Raw genomic sequence first — 20,468 nt, 5'->3', positions numbered from 1 at the left:
ACAGAAACGGGTAGACACGTGGATTAGTGAAGTACCCCTTAAGGAGCGAGAACGGTGTTGTATCGTAATTTTGGTAAACCAATTTTTTTCAAGATTGATCCCGAGAAGGCTCACCATCTCGTCATAGGTGGATTGGATAAATCGTCATCAGTGCCAGGTGGAAGCGCGGCGCTACGTTTAATGTACGGAGTTCCTGAAACGGCGGATTTAGCGGTTGATCTGTTTGGCACGCATTTCCCGACGCCAGTTGGACTTGCTGCAGGTTTAGATAAAAATGCCGATGCGGTAGTCGGATTCTCTTCGATCGGGTTTGGATTTATGGAAGTGGGCACGGTTACCCCTAAGGGTCAACCAGGTAATGATAGCCCTCGTTTGTTCCGTCTTCCTTCGGATGAAGCGCTGATTAATCGAATGGGCTTCAATAATGAAGGGGCTGATGCTATGGCACAGCGTCTGAAGAAAATAAAGAATCGGAGAATTCCTATAGCAGTTAATATTGGCCGGAATAAGATAACTAGTAATGAAGCGGCTCATGAAGACTATCGTCAGTGCATCCGTACGCTTTATCCGTACGGTGATTTTTTTGTGGTCAATATTAGCTCGCCGAATACACCTGGTCTTCGCAATCTCCAGCATGGCAGTGAATTATCGTTCCTGCTGGCTCAAGTGAAGGAAGAAATGGAGATTCAGCGTAAAGCGACCGGGATTACCAAAAGCTTGTTGGTTAAGATAGCACCAGACGTAAGTGATGAAGAGCTGGAGTTTATGGTTCAGACACTGACAGAAGCTGGTATGGATGGTATTATTGCTACGAATACTACATTGAACCGTGATGGACTTAGTCATGAAAAGGCTAATGAGACGGGGGGCTTAAGCGGCAAACCGCTGCGGGACCGCTCAACGGAGATCATTCGCAGTATTTATCGCCAGACGGAAGGAAAGATGCCGATCATAGGATCAGGCGGCATTTTCACCAGTCAGGATGCGTATGACAAGATAAGAGCAGGTGCGAGTCTGGTCGAAATTTATACAGCTCTCATCTACGAAGGACCGGAGGTTAACCGCAAATTGCATGCCGGATTACGGCAGCTATTACGGCGGGATGGATTCAGTCATATCTCTGAAGCAGTGGGCGCTGATCATCACTGAAGGAGACGAAAGGACAGGAGGACGAAGGCGATGGACGGCAGGGACTGGGGAACTTTTTTGCTTCCATATGAACAGACTGTGGAAGAATTGAAAGTTAAATTCAAAACAATGCGTTCGGAGTTGAAGAAAAGAGAGGAATACACGCCGATAGAATTCGTAACGGGGCGTGTAAAGCGGCTGTCAAGCATTCTGGAAAAGGCTAAACGGCTGAATGTGAAGATGGAAGATCTGGAGACGGGGATTGAAGACATTGCAGGAATTCGGATCATGTGCCAATTCGTGGAGGATATCCGCAGAGTGGCCGAATATATCCGGGCCCGTAAGGATCTTGAAGTACTCTATGAGAAGGATTACATCACTAATTATAAAGAGAGCGGCTACCGCAGCTTCCATATGATTATTAAATATCCTGTGCAAACAGCGCTTGGCCAGAAAATTGTGCTCGCGGAGATCCAAATTCGTACGCTAGCTATGAATTTCTGGGCTACCATAGAGCATTCCCTGAACTATAAATATCGGGAGAGTCTACCCGATGAAATGCGTGTTCGACTAAAGACGGCAGCTGAAGCAGCATCGATCCTCGACAGTGAAATGTCCAGTATTCGGGAAGAGATTCTGGAAGCACAGAAGACATTCGAGGAAAACTCGAATATGACCACTCAGATTCTCAAGGCCATTCATCAATTGTATTTCTATCACTTGGTGAATGAGGCTATAGATACGCAGGCTCGCTTTAACGAAATATGGCAGGTTCAGGATATGGAAGCGATGAAGGAACTTCTAGATCATGTGCGGGGACTTCTTTCCGCAGCTAAAAAGGATAGTTTGCCGGATGGCTTATGAACCATTGTACTTGGAATACCTAGTGTACTTTAATCGTGACAGGGATTATTTCGAATGTCACGAGGTACTCGAAGAACTGTGGCTTGCCCAGGAACGAAATCCTTTGTACAAAGCACTTCTCCAAGTAGCGGTAGGGTTATACCATTTTCGCAATCAGAATGTGCGCGGTGCAGCTATTATGCTGAGTGGTGCTTCTGCCAAACTGGAGGAATATCCAGCAGCGACACTCGGCATTAATCTGGCGAAACTCGTGGAGGAAGTGAAAGATTATGTTCGGCGCTTAGCATCATATGATGAGCGGCCATTTTCTTATTACGATCTGACCATAGAGATTGTTGATCCGAGTCTAGCGGACCAAGTGGAGAATGCAGCTGTAGCTATCACACCGAATAACCCTCAACGACGTGGTCCTCAGAGACCGACATCCTTTCATCGTAAGTAAAAGATCCTCTATATATGAGTATTGTATAAGGGACACCCGTAGGGGTGTTCCTTGAATCTTTAAACACCTAAATTTTTGCAATACTATCAGGAGGACGGCATCATGGCGGCACAATTGCCCAGTTCTTTCAGCGAGCGTATGATGGACATGCTGGGAACAGATTATAATCAATTTGCGGATTCTTATAAGGAAACCCCATACGGAGGCGTCCGTGTTAACACCTTGAAGATTTCCGTGGAGAGCTTAAAGGCTCTTTCTACTTTAGGACTGGAACCCATTCCTTGGTGTCCGACAGGATTTTATACAGAGAATGGGGCTAGACCTGGTAAACATCCTCACTACCACGCAGGTTTGTATTACATTCAAGAGCCGAGTGCGATGGCACCTGTGGAATTGCTTAATATTGAACCAGGTGATCGTGTACTTGATTTATGTGCCGCCCCTGGGGGGAAATCTACGCAGATTTCAGCCAAGCTGTTAGGTGAAGGATTGCTGGTTAGTAATGATCTTCATCCAGAACGGACTAAAGCTCTAGCTAAAAATCTGGAGCTGTATGGGGTTCGTAATGGTATTGTTTTGAACGAAAGTCCAGATCATATCGCGGCTGCATTCCCGCTTTTTTTTGACAAGATCTTGATTGATGCTCCCTGCTCTGGTGAAGGGATGTTCCGTAAAGATGAAGACATGGTGAAGCAGTGGGATTCAGGTACACCTGCCAAATATGCTTCCATGCAGCGGGATATTTTACGTTCTGCTGCAACAGCATTGGCACCGGGAGGTACACTTGTCTATTCCACCTGTACCTTTGCTACAGAAGAAAATGAGGAAATTATAGCGGAGTTTATTTCTGAACATCCACAGTTCTCAGTGGTAGCGGTAGGAGGTACAGGCTCATTCGCTCCTGGCTTCGGAGAACTCTCAGGTACAGCAAGACTGTGGCCGCATAAGGTGAAAGGCGAAGGACATTTCATGGCTGTATTGCAACATGGGGGAACTAAGCGCTCAATGGAGGAACGTGATCACTTAGAGGTCAAGTTAAACGAATCTGCAAGAGCAAGAACTACTACTCCAAAAAGTGCAGCACACGTTAAATCATCCAATAAATCAGAAGGAAGACGGGGGAAAGAAGGGAAACCCTCTCACAAACCTACTGGTGGCGCTGACCGTGGTCGGCAAGTTTCAGGTGACGAGCAAGCTTTGACTGCGTATGGAAATTTTGTGCGAGATCAGCTTGGTTGGGAACCGCAAGGATATCCGGTTCTGTTCGGTGACCATCTGTACATTTCTCCACTTCCTAAGGAAAGACTAAATGGATTAAAGACGATCCGCCCGGGATGGTATGTAGGACAAATCCGTAACGGAAGATTTATTCCAGGGCATCCAATGGCTACAGCTTTGCATCCGGAAGAAAGCTGCCGAAGTGTCTCACTCTCCAGTACGAATCATGAAGCTATTTCCTATCTTAAAGGAGAGACGTTGTCGATTTCTCAAGAACGTCTCTCTATTAGAATAGGAAGTGCCCAAAAGGGATACGTTCTGGTCTGCATTGATGGCTACAGCGCAGGCTGGGGTAAGTGGCAGGATGGCATACTCAAGAACGAATATCCCGCAGGCTGGAGGTGGATGTAACAATGAGCCAATCAGGTAAGCCCGCCAAAAAACAACGATTAGATAAAGTGTTGTCCCATATTGGAGTGGGGTCGCGCAGTGATATCCGTAAACAAGCTAAACAAGGCTTAATATTGGTGAACGGGACAGTGGTAAAAGATAGTGGGTACCATGTGGATCCTTATGCCGATAAAATAGAGGTAGGGGGAGAGGTTGTTACCTACCGTGAATTCATATATCTTATGATGAACAAACCCCCGGGTGTCCTGTCAGCTACGGAGGACAAGCGGGATCGGACAGTTTTGGATCTTTTAAAGCACGAATATGCACAGTTTGAACCGTTTCCTGTAGGAAGGCTAGATAAGGATACTGTGGGACTGCTGCTGATCACTAATGATGGGAAGCTTGCCCATGAATTGCTGTCGCCACGTAAGTATGTCCCGAAAACGTACGAGGCAACCATCGAGGGCGATGTAGACGCGGATGATGTAGCGGCTTTTGCAGCAGGGGTGGAGTTGGAAGATGGCTACGTTACTTTACCTGCACACTTAACCATTCTTGGAAGAGAGCGCGGCAGCAAAGTGATTTCCCATATTTCACTTATCATCACTGAGGGGAAATTTCATCAGGTGAAGCGTATGTTTCAGGCGGTAGGCAAAAAAGTCACTTTTCTGAAACGTGTATCTATGGGAGAATTGAAGCTGGATGAAAGTCTGCCGCTTGGAGCTTGTCGGGAACTGACGTTAGAGGAACTGGCACTCTTAGGCGCAGAATCATCTCAAGGATAATATAGAAAAAGAAAGACAAGGATGGTGGAGTATGAGATACAAACTGATTGCACTAGATGTGGACGGTACGCTATTAAATGATGATCACCACTTAAGCTCTGAGAATAAGGAAGCTATTGCTGAGGTTACACGTCTTGGCGGTCAAATCGTATTGTGTACGGGACGCAGTCCACAGAACTCGATTCCTTTCATGGAGGAAATGGGGCTGACTGGTTACGTGCTTGGTCACAATGGAGCAGCGACGGTACGAGTGGAAGATCGAGAAGTGCTGCATCAATATGGTATGGATGCACGTGGTCTTGACCCCTATATTGACTATTGCCGTAAGCACAATATTCATTATGATGTGAATACTGCTTTTGATATGTATGTTGATAATGTAGAGAATCTGACTAAAGAAGCTAATTATATGTATGAGCACTTCCGTATTGTGCCAGCGACGCTACCAGCCTGGGAAGATTTCCGTGAACCGGTTGTTAAGTTTACTGTATTTACACAGCCAGAAATTCTTGACGAAGCTGAACGTGAATGGCGTACTTGGGCTCCTGAGTACAATATTTTGCGGAGTGGTGAATTTTTCGTTGATTTGATGCATCCCGAATCTTCTAAGGGCAACGCATTAAGAAATCTCGCTGTGAAGCTGGGAATTCCGCAAGAAGAAGTCCTTTCAATCGGTAATTATTTTAATGATATTTCTATGCTTACCTATGCGGGGATGGGCGTGGCGATGGATAATTCTCCTGTAGAGGTAAAAGCGGCAGCGAATGCTGTTACGGGTTCGAACAACGAGCATGGTGTGCGTGATGCGCTCGTTAAATATTGTTTATCTTAATAATGGAAAGCATAAAGCGGACTTGAGTCCGTTCTATGCTTTTTTTGTTTGTTATGAAGGAAATAAAAGAGATACATAGCTATCCAAAAATAACCCGCCCTTAGGATTAACTAGAAAGGGCGGGACATAGATTAACTTCCTGTATTAAAGTTTAATTTCCTCGTTCCGGCTAGGATCGCTATATTTATAGATACCAGGGTTCAGTTCGATTTTTTCGTCGAAAGGGATATCTTTGTAGCTATCAATATTAGTTCCTGTAGATATCATGCCCTTAGGTGTAATTTCAGGCACCACTTCTTTGCCATTAATCCGTAACGTAGTTTGGTTAACGCTTTTGAAGCCAGAAGATTTGGATGTTGATTCGACAATCAAATTTTCGCCCTCAGTATAGTAAGTGAATTCAATTTTTAACCCATCGACATCAAGTGAAGTGAACTGCTTTTCTTCTTTAGGTTTGTTTATAGTGATCCAATTCTTAGTAGTATCACGTTTCTCAATGACAGCATCCTTTAATATAAGTTTCATTGGAACATCGGACCAGTTGTTATACCATTCCGGAGATTCAAATTGAAATAAATGCTGGTAGCTTTCGGAATGATCTCCTTTCAAATTCCAACCCCCAGTGATTGTTTTATCACCTATAACCAACTGAGCGGTATTATAGTGGACAATTCCTTTTTTAAGCGAATCATTTTCATCTATTAGAATTTGGATATCCAAAGGGGTAACCACTAGCTGATCTAAGGTTATACCGGTCTTTTCTTGAAATTCAGGACTGTTATACAGTTTCTTAGTGTAAATCGCCTCACTTGCTTTTTGTCCATCTGCTTTAAAATCGAACTTCCATGTACCTGAAATACGTTTCGCTTCTTCAATGTAACTAAAATGAAGACTAGCTTCCTTCCAATCTGATTCAGTTATATTGAAAACCTGTTCAATAAATAAATCCGATCCTTCGTTAGGCATGATGGTTGGAATTGCCTCATTCTCTTGACCTGCAGTACTAACTACCAAATGTGGGTTACCCCGTCCTAAGTCAGATGGTGATGCAGCGACTTTGTAACGGATAATGGTTTGATTGGAAACATGTCGAACGGATTCGATTTGAATGCTTGGATATTGCTTAACTCCAGTATCGATTGTATCCCCTGCTTGATGATTAGATTGTAAGGGAATATTCTGATTACGGTAAAAAATGAGATTCCGTGCTTCAAACTTGTAGTCCTTTTTATCATCCTTTAATGTATCAGGTGTCTCATATACTCCAATGAGTTTCTGGCTTTCAGGATCGTATTCTAAATAACCGTATACCTTTGCCTTGGCACCGGATTCACTAGTCATGGTGTTTTCCTCTGTAGCAAATCCAGTATATTGGGATAGATCAGATTTAGTATCAAGTGATAACAGCATTTTCATTTTTTCTCCGTCAGTTACAACACCGTTCAAATTCATTGTTACTCCTGAACTGGAAGCTTGAAGATTATACTGTTGACCGATGCCGTTATTTAATGCATTGCTCACACTTCGCCCACCAATTTTATCCCAATTAATCGTCATACTAGCGAATACAGGAATGGCGACAAGTAAGAGGCAAGAGAAGACGATGCTGATAGGAACAACCTTTTTATTAGGCCTAGGAGTATTCTGGGAGGCATGCAGATTTCTTTGACGTTTATATGCTTCTTGTTCAATGGTAGTCCACATCAAATCATAATCCGGTCGGGGAATATGTCTATCTTTTTCAATATACAGATTCATTACTACTCAGCTCCTTTAGTTGAGTTCCACCCATTCTATTTAGTATTTTAAGTCCCTTGTTCAGTCTGGATTTTACAGTTCCTTCGGGTATGCTCATAACTTTAGAGATCTCGGGTACAGTCAATTCGTTTATAAAACGAAGGACTACTACCATTCTGATTTTGTCGGGAAGCTGACTGTATAACCCTTGTAATTCTTTTTTAGTTTCCTGTCGATCCAACCGTTTTTCTACAGGGTTTGATTCCTCAGACCTGGATAGTAAATAATTACGTACTTCTTTCATCCACCCCGTCTTACGCCTTTTAATCACACTGTGGCACTCATTCGAAGCAATTCGTAAAATCCAAGATTTCAAGTTTCTTACCTTAGACTTATCCGCTAAGATAACCTTTACAAATACCTCTTGGCAAATATCCTCTGCATCTGCCTGATTTTTCATTAAGTAGTAACAAAAATAATATACTTGTTCTTTATAGAGCTCGAAAATTTCTCGGTCACACATTTTGCTGCACCCCCTGTCTTTGCTGTTCTCATTAATAAGACTTATAAGCGTATGTAATCGTTCATTTTTCATTTTGAGTGAAGTATTTCTTCTGAGCATCATAGCGAATTTGAATGGAAGATAAGTCGTTTACAGGTAATTATAACCATGATAAAATTAGCGGTGGGACATGCGTCCGTAAGCTAATTAAAACTAATTGAATGTCCGCGTTAAAGGTAAAATCATCGAAAGATGATGACACAAAGCCATGGGTCTAAAGCCTTTCTACAGAAGGAAATGATCGCCAGGCCGCCATAGGGATGTCTTATGAAGCATAAAGGATAGCTCTAAGAATATGTAGTCTATTTTGAGCTCTTTTATTATTTCGATCTATACGGCGTTACATTATCGCAAGGGGCTGAAAGGGGAAGTACATGAAAAGTTTTTTCAAAACAATAGGCACTAGTTTGGCAGTAGGTGCTTTATTGCTGTCCGGAACGATCGGATGGATGTCTAATCCAGGAGTAGTGTCAGCAGCTACCACAACAGCAGTAACCGCGGATCAAATGATTAGCAAAGTAACGGCGGCCTCTAAAGCAATAAAGAATTTTCACTTAGATGTGATCAAAAAACAGGATATTCAGAGCGGTGGGGTACGTATCAGCAACACTAACACACTGAAGCTGGATATTAATCGACTGCCGAATTTTGCTGCAGCTGGCACCGTTGATAGTAGTCTTTTAGAAACATCGTACAGTCTATATGCCAATGACAAGGAGTTTTACTATCTTGTAGACGGAAGTGAACTGATCGATGAATCTGAAGATGAAGGTTACGACGATGACGGTGAGCCAATCGATCCTGATGCGCAGTATTGGATTGGACTGGAGAAGATGGAGTGGGATTCTTTTTATTCTAAAGGTCAATACGATCCTGTTTCCATGCTTGATTCGGTAAAAAATTATAAAAAATCTATGAAAGTCAGCACTGCCGGTGCTCAGACCGTCCTGCAGTTCACGGTAACCGATCCGACAGCAGCTAAGGGAATAATCAAACTCTATGACCAGGAGAACCTCTGGGATGGTGAGACTGTTCAACCTAAAAGCGTAACTTGGAAATTATTCGTCAATACTAAGACCTGGCAAACGGAAAAGCTGACAGTCGATCTGAGTTATGTACTGGTAAGTGATGGAGCCAAAGATACATACACCACGAAAATCGAAGCTAAATATTCCAAAAATAATAAAGGTGCAGCCATTGTAAAACCGGCCGAACTAGAATAATAAGGACGATTCATAACGAGCGAAAAGCGCTGTTCAGCGGAACAGCGCTTTTTGTTGTATTCAACAGCAGTTCTTTATTAGTTGACAAGAATAAATCATTGCTGTAATTTATATGTATGCGCATGTATATAATAATTTATCTAAATATAATTTAATGAAAGTTGGGAAAAAGATGATAGCACTAGACACAGCATTAACTTTTCGCAGAGGGCTGACATTAAAAAACCGAGTGGTTATGGCTCCAATGACCACACGAATGAGCTTTTATGACGGTGTAGTAACACAAGATGAATTGAAATACTATTCGCTAAGAACGGGCGAAGTAGGTGCGGTCATCACTGCGGCAGCAAATGTACAAGAGGGTGGAAAAGGATGGGAAGGTGAACTTAGTGTTTCCTCCGATGAATTTATTCCTAGCCTTAGCCGATTAGCATCTACTATTAAACGAAATGGAACAAAAGCTATTTTACAGCTATTCCATGCAGGAAGAATGACAGATTCAAAAATATTGCGTGGCGTACAACCCGTTTCCTCCAGCGCCATTGCTGCCGAACGTCCGAATGCAGAAATTCCAAGAGCATTAACAGAAGATGAAATTTTCGGTGTGATCGAGGATTTTAAAAAAGCGACTCAACGTGCTATTCAAGCTGGATTTGACGGGGTAGAAATTCATGGAGCAAACACATATTTAATCCAACAATTCTTCTCTCCACACTCCAACCGTCGTGAAGATCAATGGGGCGGAAGCTTAGAGAAAAGATTTAATTTCATTAACCAATTAGTGGATGCAGTTATTGCTGTCGTTGACAATTCAAAGATTAAGGATTTTATTGTCGGGTATCGTTTTTCTCCAGAAGAATATGAAGAGCCTGGAATTAAAATCACCGATACCTTTTATCTCATTGATAAATTAGCTGATAAAAGGCTGGATTATCTGCATATTTCATTAGGGGACTTCAAGAAAGTATCTGCATCAGAAGATTTTAAAGAAAAATCAATCCTGCAATATGTGCATGAGAAAATCAATGGCCGTATACCTTTAATTGGGGTAGGAGATATCCGTACCAAACAGGACGCAGAGGACACGTTGACAAATGCTGAATTAGTAGCAGTAGGACGGTCTCTTATCATTGATCCTCATTGGACAAGTAAAGTACTGGAGGGTAAAGAAGATCTCATCAGAAGAGTACTTGCTGATCAAGATAGAGAAGAACTTGTAGTAGAGAATGGTATTCTAGAATTCCTTAAATTAATGATGCCTGATCGTTTACGCTAAACCCAAACACAGTTTTGAGGTCTAAATCTATAACGTTCCGCGGTAAATTCCGCGGAACGTTATTTTTCTGTAACGACTCTATTCCCTCTTTAAGATTGACGTCGTATGCTTCAACATTCGATTCATGAGATTTCGCCATTCTGTTCTTATGTCGGTGTCGCTTCTCTTTAATGCGTCGCGGATGGGGATGATCTCTGTAACTTTCCTACCGCTTTTTATTCTTCGATCTACGCAAGTCGGGATGTAACCTACGTTATTTATACTTGTGTGTCCTCTTTCATCCTTCTTTATTTTAAGCGTAAGAATGATACCGCTTTGTGTATAAGGAATATTCATTAGTTTAGTCGAAACAAAATTTCCCAATGAGTAAATAACAAATTGTTTTTTTCCCCGAAGCGCTAACGGTTGAAGAACATGTGGGTGAGAACCCAGTATGATGTCAGCTCCATTTTTAAAGAAGAGATTGACCAGCTCTTTTTGCCTCTTGTTTGGAGTGTAACGATATTCGCTTCCAAAATGCAGATAAAGCAAGACTAGATCGACTTTCTTTTTTAAATCTCGAATCTCCCGAATGATCTTGGGCGTAGATATCCGGTTAACCAGCCATGGCTTACTCACTGGTACCGGAATTCGGTTGGTTCCTGCTGTGTAGGAGAGGATGCCGATCGTAATTCCTTTGACGTTTTTAATAAGCGTTCTCTTGGATTCTTCTAATGATTTAGCTGTTCCCGTGTGGTCGATTCGATTACGGTCCAGAACTCGTAACGTCCGAACCAGACCCGGGGCACCATAATCCATGCAATGATTGTTGGCCGTTACTAATACGTCGAATCCGGCTTCCTTAAGTGCAGGGGCCAGTTCGTCTGGACATTTGAATATCGGACCGCCTGATCGTGGGCTTTTCCGGCATTCGGGGCCACTTCCAGCAAAGGTGGTTTCGAGATTGCCAATCGTCAAATCAGCCTGTTTCAGATAAGGAGCTACTTTTGCAAACAGGGGGCTGAACGAATAGGTTCCATCAGGCTGTTTAGCATCCGAAATAATATAACGTTTGACCATTAGATCTCCCACAGCAGCTATTTGTATTTCAGTCATGGATATCCACCTTTTTATTATTTTCATTAGGATATGGCATAAAGTTGTTATGGGTTATTCTTTCTTTAAGGCGAAGTGCAAACATTTGTGTGGCTTTTTATTTAAAATGTGACCCAACGCATAATCACTTTATTTAGATCGTCTAAATTAAAGGTATTCATTTTTTTCAAACTTTTATAATTTGATTCAAATCCTCTTTTTTGTTTGGCAGCCATAATAAAATATGGTTGTTGATAAACATTATCAATCAAACATTGGAGGTTATAGAAATGAGTACACAATTCAAGAAAATCGCCGAGGATATTTACTGGATAGGCAAAATTGATAACCGTCATGTTCCTTTTCATCGCCTGATTCTAGAAAAAGGAACTACCTATAATTCCTACTTATTAAAAACAGGTAAGCCGACTGTCATTGATACCGTAGATATGGAATTCGGACGTGAATATGCCGAGTGCCTGGGTGAAATGATTGATCTTCTAGATATTCATTACATTGTCATTAACCATACAGAGCCTGATCACTCTGGTGGACTGGCAGCTCTCGCTGCCAAGGCTGCAAATGCCACGATCGTATGCACCGAGATTGCTGTTCCAGAATTGCAGGAAATGTACAAGCTTCATAGCCGGAACTTCCTGGTGGTGAAAGATGGAGACAAGCTGGATATTGGTGGGAAAACGCTGCTGTTTAAAGAAACACCGTATCTCCATACCGCAGAAACGATGATCACCTATTGTATCGAAGATCAAATCTTATTTCCTTGTGATATTTTTAGCACGCATGTTGCGGTGGAGAATCTATTCAGCGATGAAGCCGGGTTTGATATTACGGAAGATTTCCAGGGCTATTACGCAGCAATTATTCATCCTCACAGAAGATATGTAAGAACACTGTTAGAGGCTGTTAAGGATCTTGAGATCCGGATGATCGCTCCTTCCCATGGGTTTGTGATTCGGAAGGACATACGTAAATATATCGGGATGTACGCCACGTTGAGCCGTGAAACGACGCAAGGAAAAAAGGCAACCATCGTATATACCACCATCAAAAACAGTACCAAGAAGATGGCCAAAATCTTACAGGATTGCTTGCAGGAAAATAATATAGAGACAGAGGTCTGGGATGCAGATAAAAGTAGTGCCACCGATATTCTGAACAGTATAACGTCAGCTGACGCGGTCTTTATTGGCAGCTCCACTAAATACGCGGACATGATTGGGAACCTGGAGAACATTCTGAAAGAATTGCACAATATGAATCTGGAAGGTAAACTTGCTGCAGCCTTTGGCTCCTACGGCTGGAGTGGTGAAGCCATTGAAGTCATTCAGGATTATCTGAATGGAACAAATATGACGGTGCAAAGCACATCTGAGGTTATTAAATCCACGGGGATGACACATGTAGAGTTCCCTGTACGAATCAGATTTTCCCCGAAAGAGCCTGAGAAAGTTCAAAAAATTAAAAATGCGGCTGAATTTGTTTCGGATTTGCTGCTGAGTTCATTTTAGGGAGGAGGAACATAGGATGACAAAACATTACGTTATAGTTGGCGGCGGAGTAGCCGCCGTCCATGCCGCCAAAGCCATCCGTGATCAAGACGCAGAATCGGAAATTTCGATCCTCGGGGAGGAAAGTCAACTGCCCTATAACCGGATTAAGCTGACCAAAGGGCTGTTTACCGACCTGCACAGTGAGAAGGTGCTGATTAAAAAGGAAAAATGGTACCGCGATAATCGTATATCCGTAAAAACCTCGACCCGAATCAGTTCTGTCCACCCGGACCGGCAAATTGTTGTGACAGAAGATGGGCAAAGTGTTTCTTATCATAAGCTTTTATTGTGTATGGGAGCGAAGAATCGTACACTCTCCCTTGAGGGCTTCGGCCTGAACAATGTCCATACCCTCCGGGATATGAACGACGCGGACAGATTGAAAGAAAACCTGCAGGATGGCAGCCATGTAGCCGTAATTGGTGGTGGAGTGCAGGGAATCGAAACCGCTTGGGCGCTGCATGAAGCAGGATATCAGGTAACGGTGATCGAAGCTTTTCACCGGTTGATGGGCAGACAGCTTGATGAGAAATCCTCACAGCTCCTTAAAGAGAACCTTGAACAAGCAGGTGTGAAGGTTATTCTTCAAGCAGATGTGGCGTCTATTACAGGATCAGAGTTTGTTACCGGAATTACGCTGGATGACAAATCTCATTTTTCCTGTGACCATGTAGTCTACTCCATTGGTATTGTACCTAATACGGAACTGCTAAATGGCTCGAGTATTCAAGTCCGGCAGGGCATTATCGTAAATGAACAAATGCAAACAAATGATCCGCATGTGTACGCTGCCGGAGATGTTGCTGAAATTAACGGGCATGTGGAAGGACTGTGGGGCGGAGCGATGGAGCAGGGCCGGATTGCCGGCAGTAATATGGTCGCCAATCTGACTGCGTATCGTAGAGCTGTTCCGGTTACATTGTTTAACGCTTTTGGAGTCTCTTTATTTTCGATAGGCAACGTTGATGAGCGGTATTGCTATACGGTGGTGAACGGAGAAGAAAATGGGGCGTATACGCGTATCTTTGTGAAAGATAACACAATAATCGGTGCGATATCCTGGCAAGGTGCAGCTGCTTCTCTGGCGTATAAAACCGCTGTGGAGCAAGGCATCCCCCTTACGGGGATTGATGTTAACGGGAGTAGCATCGTGGAAATTATGGCTGAAGTACAATCCAGATTGAACTAAACTACTAACTTTATAGGAGATGACAATGATGAAAAAATATATCTGTCTACCATGTGGCTATATCTATGATCCGGCAGTAGGCGATCCTGATGAGGATGTTGTTGCAGGCACTGCATTTGAAGACTTGCCTGAAGATTGGGTTTGTCCTGTATGTGGTGAAGATACAAGCCATTTTGCGCCGGTTGAAGAGAAAAAAACTTCTGCATCTTAAAGGGAAGTAAGGTTTATAAAAAAAATGAACAACAGGGGGGACAGTTATGAAGGAGTATTCTTGCCAATACGCTGCTGAACCTTGTACCCGCAAGGTGCCGATTTTTGCTGCGTTAAGCGATGACGATCTCTCCCGGATCAGTGCCATGATCAAACATCGAAAGTTCACCAAAGGTCAACCGTTAATTCTGGAAGGAGCACCGTCGGATACGCTGTACATTATTCAGCGAGGCCATGTTAAATTATCCAAAATTACTCCCGAGGGCAAGGAACAAATTTTGCACATCTTGACGAACGGGGATTTTTTCGGGGAACTGAGCATTTTTAACAGCGATGAGCTGAGCAACTTCAGTGCTTATGCTCTAAAAGATACTAACATTTGCATGCTGACTCGAACAGATATGGAGCAGCTGATGACGGAAAATCCGGATATTTCACTCCGGCTGCTGAAGAGTGTGACCAAAAGATTAGCCCATACAGAAAATCTGGCGCAGAGCTTGGCGACCAAAGATCCAGAAATACGAATTGCTTATATGATCATGGAACTCGGTGACAAATATGGCAAACAACGTGGTGCTCATATTCATATTGACCTTCCGTTGTCTCGTGAAGAACTGGCCAGTTATGTTGGGGTCACCCGCGAAACCATCAGCAGAAAATTCTCAAGGTTTGAAGATTCAGGCCTTATTGAACTAATTGGAAACAAGCAAATGCTCATTATAGATCCAGCGGGTTTGGAAAGTTATATGGGGTATTAAAATAGTAATTAAAAATCTAAAATGATAAAGCGGCATTTCTACCATAGATTACGGTAGAGATGCTGCTTTTTTAAGGGGCTCGCTTGAATTCCAGCTCGATTATTACTGGATATACCCTAAAGAAAACACAAGCTTACTCATAGAAAATCCATATTGCAAGCGCTTTATTGCAGGTAGAATGAGGTTAGATTCAATCACTATTCGAGGAAATGGAGGAAAGCTGATGCCACATATTGAGATTAGGATGTACGAAGGCCGAACGAGTGAGCAGAAGGAGGAGATCGTTACTGTATTCACACGGGAGTTATCCCGAATTATTGAACGGGAGGAACGGTTTATTACCGTCGAATTTCAAGAAATTCCCTTAGATGAGAATGCTCCAGCGAACCTGCTGAAAAAAGGACCTATAGGAAACGGTTATGAAGGCTAAGTTAACCGGGATTGACCTTATTAACTACAAAGCCGACACGAGAAGGTCACTGCTCTCAAACATGTGGAAATTCAGAGCACTCTATGTGATCGCGATTCCCGGGATCTTGTATTTTATCATTTTCAAGTACTTGCCGTTGGCCGGTTCAGTGATTGCGTTTCAGAACTACAACATTTTTAAAGGCTTTACAGGTAGTGAATGGGTAGGGCTTGAGCACTTTAGGACGATGTTTCAATACCAGGATTTCGGAAGAATCTTAAGCAATACGATTCTGCTAGGCTTGTATGATCTCATATTTGCCTTCCCGGCTCCAATATTGCTTGCGCTTCTGCTGAATGAAATCCGTCTTGTGTTTTACAAACGGTTTTTGCAAACGGTGGTTTATATGCCCCATTTCCTGTCCTGGGTAATTGTGAGCGGTATCGCCTTGGGTATCCTCTCCCCAGGAACAGGGATTGTGAATCAGGTTTTACAAGCCTTCGGCTTCGAACCGATTTATTTTCTTGGTGAAAATTCATATATTCGCACGATTTTGATCAGTTCCGGCATTTGGAGGGATTCCGGGTACGGTACGATCATTTATCTGGCCGCGCTGGCAGGAATAAATCCAGATCTGTATGAGGCTGCTGAAGTGGACGGAGCCGGGCGCTGGAAACAAACCTTAGCCATTACACTTCCATCACTGATACCGACGATTATGATTTTGTTCCTTCTCCATATCGGGAGATTTCTTGATCTTGGCTTCGAGCGGGTATGGGTATTCCTGAACGCGCTTAATACTGGGAACGGGGAGATTCTGGACACTTATATCTATAAGGCGGGGCTGCTGTCTCAGCAATACAGTTATACAACAGCAGTGGGGCTATTCAAGTCGGTAGTTGGACTCATTCTGGTGCTCATCGGCAACATTTTGAGCAAAAAAACAACCGGTGAATCGCTGTATTAATCGCTCTTTATGGAGGTAGGGATGATGAGAGTACGCTATACTCGCGGCCAGAATCTATTTAATGTGTTCAATCTATTGTTTCTAACCGCTCTCGCTTTGGCTATGTTTCTGCCGTTTCTGAATGTGATTGCCCAGTCCTTTAGCAGCTCTGAAGCAATTATTAATGGCAGGGTAGGCTTGCTGCCAAAGGACTTTACGGCGATCAATTATCAGTACGTTTTCAGCGATCATTCCATTTGGCGGGCGTTCGGTGTCTCCGTCTATATTACGGTGCTGGGCACCGCTATCAATCTGATTGCGACAGCGTCTCTCGCTTATCCGGTGTCACGGCCGGAATTCGTAGGACGCAAATATATTGTCATGATGGTATTGTTCACTATGGTATTCAGTGCCCCTCTTATTCCAAACTTTATCCTGATCAAAAATTTGGGTCTTATGAACTCCCTTTGGGCACTTATGATTCCGGGCGCCATCAGCGCTTTTAACTTTTTCGTGATGAGAAGTTTCTTCATGCAGCTACCTCAGGAGCTGATAGATTCCTCCAGAATCGATGGGTGTGGTGAGCTGCGGATCATTGTCAATATGGTACTGCCATTATCCAAACCGGTAATGGCCTCATTGGGGATTTTCTACGCCGTAGGGCACTGGAATACGTACATGAGCGCTCTGTATTATATCAACAAGCCTTCTTTATGGCCTCTGCAGGTGATGTTGAAGAAGCTCTTCGAGACGGACGATATCAGCATTGATCCGGCTTCCTCAGTTTATAGTTCTTTGGCCCACACCTCACCTGAGGGCATTAAAATGGCTGTTATCATTGTCGCTACTATTCCGATTATCATGATTTATCCGTTTCTTCAACGCCATTTTGTTAAAGGAATGATGGTCGGATCCGTCAAATCCTGATCTAATATAGTGTGGTAGAATAGGAACGCGTTAAGCGAGACGAATCGGAAGGTGGTATCCATGGATGAGATGTGTATTAATCGTAGACGACGAGCCCATGATTCGAAAGGGACTGTCTATCATGATCCAGCAATGCAGCGAGCATCCGTATAATATCAAACTTGCTCAGAATGGCGAAGAGGCAATTCAGCTCATTATGGAGGAACAGCCGGATTTTCTTTTTACAGATATCCGCATGCCCAAAGTCGACGGACTGGAGTTATGCCGGCGGTTGTCGGAGATGGAAACGGATATTCAGACTGTTGTCATCTCAGGTTACGGTGATTTTGAATACGCCCGCCAATGTGTGTCCTATGGAGTGAAAGAATATCTCCTGAAGCCCGTGAGCAAAGTGAACCTTCAAAATGTGATCGCCAAACTGGAAGCGTATAGAAAGAAGCTGGAGAGTTTTGTTTCTGTCGCTAAGATTGATGAATGGGTCATGCGTATGGATGATGCCATCTGGACCTTGGATAAAGAGAGGTTGTACCTTGTACTTCAGGAATGGGAAACTGACTTCCTCCAGCGCAAGATGAGCCGAAGTCAGCAAAAAGAGCTTTTGGAAGAGGGCTACGCCTTGCTCGTGAAGAAGCTCCTTGTCAATTCGGTCATACCCGGTAAAAGCGTGTTAGACTTGTCCGCAGCAGCTGGACCTGAACAGTTATTCCACTGCTTCGCAGAAGCGTCAGCAACTATATTGGAAGAACTCCGTAGAAAGCGCAAGGGCAAAGCGAAGGATCCGATAGAGGAAGCTAAAGCATTCATCGAAAAGCATCTCGCCCAGGAAGTATCGCTCGAGGAGGTGGCGGAAGTACTTGGTCTAAATGCCTCTTACTTCAGCCAGATGTTTAAACACTCGACGGGAGAGACCTTTGTACATTACCGCATCAAACGTAGGATGGAGAAGGCCAAAAGGTTGCTTGCCGATGCAAGCTTTCGGATAACTGATATTTCCTATGAGGTCGGGTATGCAGACCATCCCCATTTTACGAAGACATTTAAGAAGTTTACCGGGCTGGCTCCTTCTGAGTATCGCAACCAGCTGGGGATAGATTGATGAGAAAAAGTCTGTCGAACAAGTTGTTTGCCTCCTTTTTGACCGTTATTCTTCTTTCCTTGTCCATGGTTGGATTTATCTCCTATTTTCAGGCTTCGGCTGAGCTGGATAAATCTTCAGAGAAGTCCATTGCCCAAGTCATCCGAAGCGCGTCCTATCAAACGGATTTGTATTTGCAAAATTATGAAAAGGCTAGCGACTCCATCCTGTCTTACAATCAAGTCAAAGAGTTCCTGGATATGGACCCGGAGAATAGCTACTCCTACTATCAATATACGAATGATATTCAGAAGTATTTGTTTCGGTCTTTGTTTATTCTGTATCCCCAGATTAATCTGATATACGTTATCGGTGAACATGGCAAGGCCATTAGCGATGATAACTCAAATCAAGCGCATAGCCTGAAGTTTCATCCGCAGGAACGTTACCGCTTCTTAAGCGAGCATACGCCGGAGAGCGGCCGCATCACCATTCTCAACACGAATGTGATGAATGAAGGGGATAAGAACATTATTACGATGGTCCGCCGGATCAGAGGACTCGCTTCCTATCGCCCGAAAGGTATAGTAGCCATTGAATTTAAGGCAGAGGATCTGGCCCGCATATGGGAGCCTCTTGATCTGGGACAGGGCGGGTCCTATTTTATCATGGACGAATTCGGCAAGCTCCTATATCGGGCAGAAGGAAACAAAAACTATTCTGAGTTATCTGCTGAGCACATTCAGAACGTATTTCAACACCCAAATGATTCTATCGTGGAAAAGGTAGACGGGAAAGAGTATTTGTTCGTGTCGAGAAAATCCGATTATTCCAATTGGCAGCTTGTAGTATCCATACCGGTTGGCGAGCTGCGCAAGCCTATTTCTACCATTCGAACGACCACACTGGTGGTGGGAGCTCTTACGCTTGTTGGCACACTATTGCTTGCCATCTGGTTCGGACGATCCATCACGAAGCCGATCCTGATTCTTAAGGAAGGGATGAGGGAGACGGAAAAAGGCAGGTGGCGCAGGCTTGAGATGAACGGCCGTCAGGATGAGTTGGGGGGATTGATGCGCAGCTACAATCTCATGGTGACCCGGTTGTCTGAAATGATTGAGCGGGTATACGAAGCGGAGCTTACCACCCAGAAGGAGGCTCTGGAGCGTCATCAGGCTGAATTCCAAGCACTCCAGCTGCAGATTAATCCACACTATCTATATAACACTTTAGAGACTATTAAATGCTACGCGGTCGTTCAGGATTCGGATGAAATTACAGAAATAGTGGAAGCTATGGCATTTATGCTGCGCTACTCTATCCAAACCAACCTTGAGGAGATCAGGATTGCCAATGAGCTTAATCATGTTCTGAGCTACATGACGATTCTCAAACACCGGATCGGCAGGGAGTTCGAAATCGACGTTGTAATTCCACCGACGCTGCTACTGGCTAAGATGGTCAGGCTGACACTTCAGCCCTTGATCGAAAATATTTTTCAGCATGCGTTTCCTGAGGGAATTGAAGACAGGCATTATATTCGAATTGACGCCAGAATTGAGGGAGATCGGTTTCTAGTTTTCATAGAGGATAACGGAGCAGGGATGTCCCATGAGCGGCTTGTTAAACTTCGTGAGAAGCTGAATCTGAATCAGCTGGCGGATACGGAAGGAGACTCCCTCTATCATACCGGTGGGATCGGGCTCATGAATGTGCACCGGAGAATTCAAATGGTGTTCGGTGAACAATACGGATTAAGCGTCGAAAGCGTGGAGAATGAAGGTACTCGGTTGATCTTATCCATGCCTGCGGAGTGAGAAAATAGATGTGTTCAGACAAGACTATTACT

At 43.6% G+C, this 20,468-nt stretch carries 20 protein-coding genes and 1 riboswitch; of the genes, 17 read left to right on the top strand and 3 right to left on the bottom strand.

Annotated features, from left to right (window positions below):
* Nucleotides 1-54: 54 nt before the first annotated feature.
* The 6 genes from MKX35_RS24080 to MKX35_RS24055 all read left to right on the top strand — a co-directional run bounded on the left by MKX35_RS24080 (nt 55) and on the right by MKX35_RS24055 (nt 5,662).
* On the top strand, nt 55-1,149 hold the full coding sequence (locus tag MKX35_RS24080) for a quinone-dependent dihydroorotate dehydrogenase (RefSeq protein ID WP_076298537.1): 1,095 nt from the start codon (nt 55-57) through the stop codon (nt 1,147-1,149).
* Nucleotides 1,150-1,179: 30 nt separating this feature from the next.
* Entirely contained in the window at nt 1,180-1,992 is an 813-nt protein-coding gene (locus tag MKX35_RS24075) for a GTP pyrophosphokinase (RefSeq protein ID WP_042126350.1), read from the top strand.
* Nucleotides 1,982-2,434, top strand: a complete 453-nt coding sequence (locus tag MKX35_RS24070; protein ID WP_076283163.1) for a DUF309 domain-containing protein — start codon at nt 1,982-1,984, stop codon at nt 2,432-2,434. Before MKX35_RS24075 ends, MKX35_RS24070 begins: the two co-directional genes overlap by 11 nt.
* Nucleotides 2,435-2,536: 102 nt before the next feature.
* Complete coding sequence (locus MKX35_RS24065; protein WP_076283162.1) at nt 2,537-4,063, top strand: RsmB/NOP family class I SAM-dependent RNA methyltransferase; 1,527 nt, start codon at nt 2,537-2,539, stop codon at nt 4,061-4,063.
* Nucleotides 4,064-4,065: 2 nt separating this feature from the next.
* The gene (locus MKX35_RS24060) at nt 4,066-4,830 is read left to right on the top strand and encodes a pseudouridine synthase (RefSeq protein ID WP_076298536.1); all 765 of its coding nucleotides are present in this window, start codon (nt 4,066-4,068) and stop codon (nt 4,828-4,830) included.
* 31 nt (nt 4,831-4,861) lie between these two features.
* On the top strand, nt 4,862-5,662 hold the full coding sequence (locus MKX35_RS24055) for a Cof-type HAD-IIB family hydrolase (protein WP_042186870.1): 801 nt from the start codon (nt 4,862-4,864) through the stop codon (nt 5,660-5,662).
* Nucleotides 5,663-5,806: 144 nt separating this feature from the next.
* Here the strand turns inward: MKX35_RS24055 and MKX35_RS24050 are convergent, their stop codons facing one another.
* Nucleotides 5,807-7,420 (bottom strand): DUF4179 domain-containing protein, encoded by a 1,614-nt coding sequence (locus MKX35_RS24050; RefSeq protein WP_076298535.1) that lies wholly within the window; start codon nt 7,418-7,420, stop codon nt 5,807-5,809.
* On the bottom strand, nt 7,404-7,922 hold the full coding sequence (locus tag MKX35_RS24045; RefSeq protein ID WP_076298534.1) for an RNA polymerase sigma factor: 519 nt from the start codon (nt 7,920-7,922) through the stop codon (nt 7,404-7,406). Before MKX35_RS24045 ends, MKX35_RS24050 begins: the two co-directional genes overlap by 17 nt.
* 204 nt (nt 7,923-8,126) lie before the next feature.
* Nucleotides 8,127-8,218, top strand: a riboswitch (cyclic di-GMP riboswitch).
* Nucleotides 8,219-8,335: 117 nt separating this feature from the next.
* Here MKX35_RS24045 and MKX35_RS24040 point away from each other — a divergent pair.
* Together MKX35_RS24040 and MKX35_RS24035 are read left to right on the top strand one after the other, a co-directional pair.
* Nucleotides 8,336-9,184, top strand: coding sequence for a DUF6612 family protein (locus MKX35_RS24040; RefSeq protein ID WP_076298533.1), 849 nt, complete (start codon nt 8,336-8,338; stop codon nt 9,182-9,184).
* 112 nt (nt 9,185-9,296) lie between these two features.
* Nucleotides 9,297-10,460 (top strand): NADH-dependent flavin oxidoreductase, encoded by a 1,164-nt coding sequence (locus MKX35_RS24035; RefSeq protein ID WP_305953471.1) that lies wholly within the window; start codon nt 9,297-9,299, stop codon nt 10,458-10,460.
* A gap of 78 nt (nt 10,461-10,538) precedes the next feature.
* Here MKX35_RS24035 and MKX35_RS24030 read toward each other — a convergent pair whose 3' ends face one another.
* A complete protein-coding gene (locus MKX35_RS24030) occupies nt 10,539-11,555 on the bottom strand; it encodes a CapA family protein (RefSeq protein WP_076283158.1) in 1,017 nt (338 codons plus the stop codon).
* 269 nt (nt 11,556-11,824) lie between these two features.
* Here MKX35_RS24030 and MKX35_RS24025 point away from each other — a divergent pair, with 269 nt between their 5' ends.
* The 9 genes from MKX35_RS24025 (at nt 11,825) to MKX35_RS23985 (ending at nt 20,436) form a co-directional block, all read left to right on the top strand.
* Nucleotides 11,825-13,063 carry an FprA family A-type flavoprotein gene (locus MKX35_RS24025; protein WP_076298532.1) on the top strand — a complete coding sequence of 413 codons (1,239 nt, stop codon included), beginning with the start codon at nt 11,825-11,827 and terminating at the stop codon, nt 13,061-13,063.
* 16 nt (nt 13,064-13,079) lie between these two features.
* The gene (locus MKX35_RS24020) at nt 13,080-14,294 is read left to right on the top strand and encodes an NAD(P)/FAD-dependent oxidoreductase (protein WP_076283156.1); all 1,215 of its coding nucleotides are present in this window, start codon (nt 13,080-13,082) and stop codon (nt 14,292-14,294) included.
* Nucleotides 14,295-14,322: 28 nt separating this feature from the next.
* Complete coding sequence (gene rd, locus MKX35_RS24015; protein WP_060624357.1) at nt 14,323-14,505, top strand: rubredoxin; 183 nt, start codon at nt 14,323-14,325, stop codon at nt 14,503-14,505.
* A gap of 46 nt (nt 14,506-14,551) precedes the next feature.
* On the top strand, nt 14,552-15,262 hold the full coding sequence (locus MKX35_RS24010; RefSeq protein ID WP_076298531.1) for a Crp/Fnr family transcriptional regulator: 711 nt from the start codon (nt 14,552-14,554) through the stop codon (nt 15,260-15,262).
* Between the two features lie 223 nt (nt 15,263-15,485).
* Nucleotides 15,486-15,692, top strand: a complete 207-nt coding sequence (locus MKX35_RS24005; protein ID WP_060624355.1) for a tautomerase family protein — start codon at nt 15,486-15,488, stop codon at nt 15,690-15,692.
* Nucleotides 15,682-16,638: an ABC transporter permease gene (locus tag MKX35_RS24000; RefSeq protein WP_076298530.1), complete on the top strand. Its 957-nt coding sequence runs from the start codon at nt 15,682-15,684 to the stop codon at nt 16,636-16,638. The genes MKX35_RS24005 and MKX35_RS24000 overlap by 11 nt, the downstream gene beginning before the upstream one ends.
* Before the next feature lie 21 nt (nt 16,639-16,659).
* Complete coding sequence (locus MKX35_RS23995; RefSeq protein ID WP_143759319.1) at nt 16,660-17,544, top strand: carbohydrate ABC transporter permease; 885 nt, start codon at nt 16,660-16,662, stop codon at nt 17,542-17,544.
* Nucleotides 17,545-17,608: 64 nt separating this feature from the next.
* A complete protein-coding gene (locus tag MKX35_RS23990; RefSeq protein ID WP_076283151.1) occupies nt 17,609-18,640 on the top strand; it encodes a response regulator transcription factor in 1,032 nt (343 codons plus the stop codon).
* Nucleotides 18,640-20,436, top strand: a complete 1,797-nt coding sequence (locus tag MKX35_RS23985) for a sensor histidine kinase (RefSeq protein WP_076298529.1) — start codon at nt 18,640-18,642, stop codon at nt 20,434-20,436. Before MKX35_RS23990 ends, MKX35_RS23985 begins: the two co-directional genes overlap by 1 nt.
* Nucleotides 20,437-20,468 lie beyond the last annotated feature (32 nt).

It is taken from the genome of Paenibacillus sp. FSL R5-0923, from assembly GCF_038009145.1.
Taxonomy (GTDB): domain Bacteria; phylum Bacillota; class Bacilli; order Paenibacillales; family Paenibacillaceae; genus Paenibacillus_AQ.
Note: the sequence above shows the minus strand (reverse complement) of the source record. Positions and strands in the feature narration are given on the sequence as shown.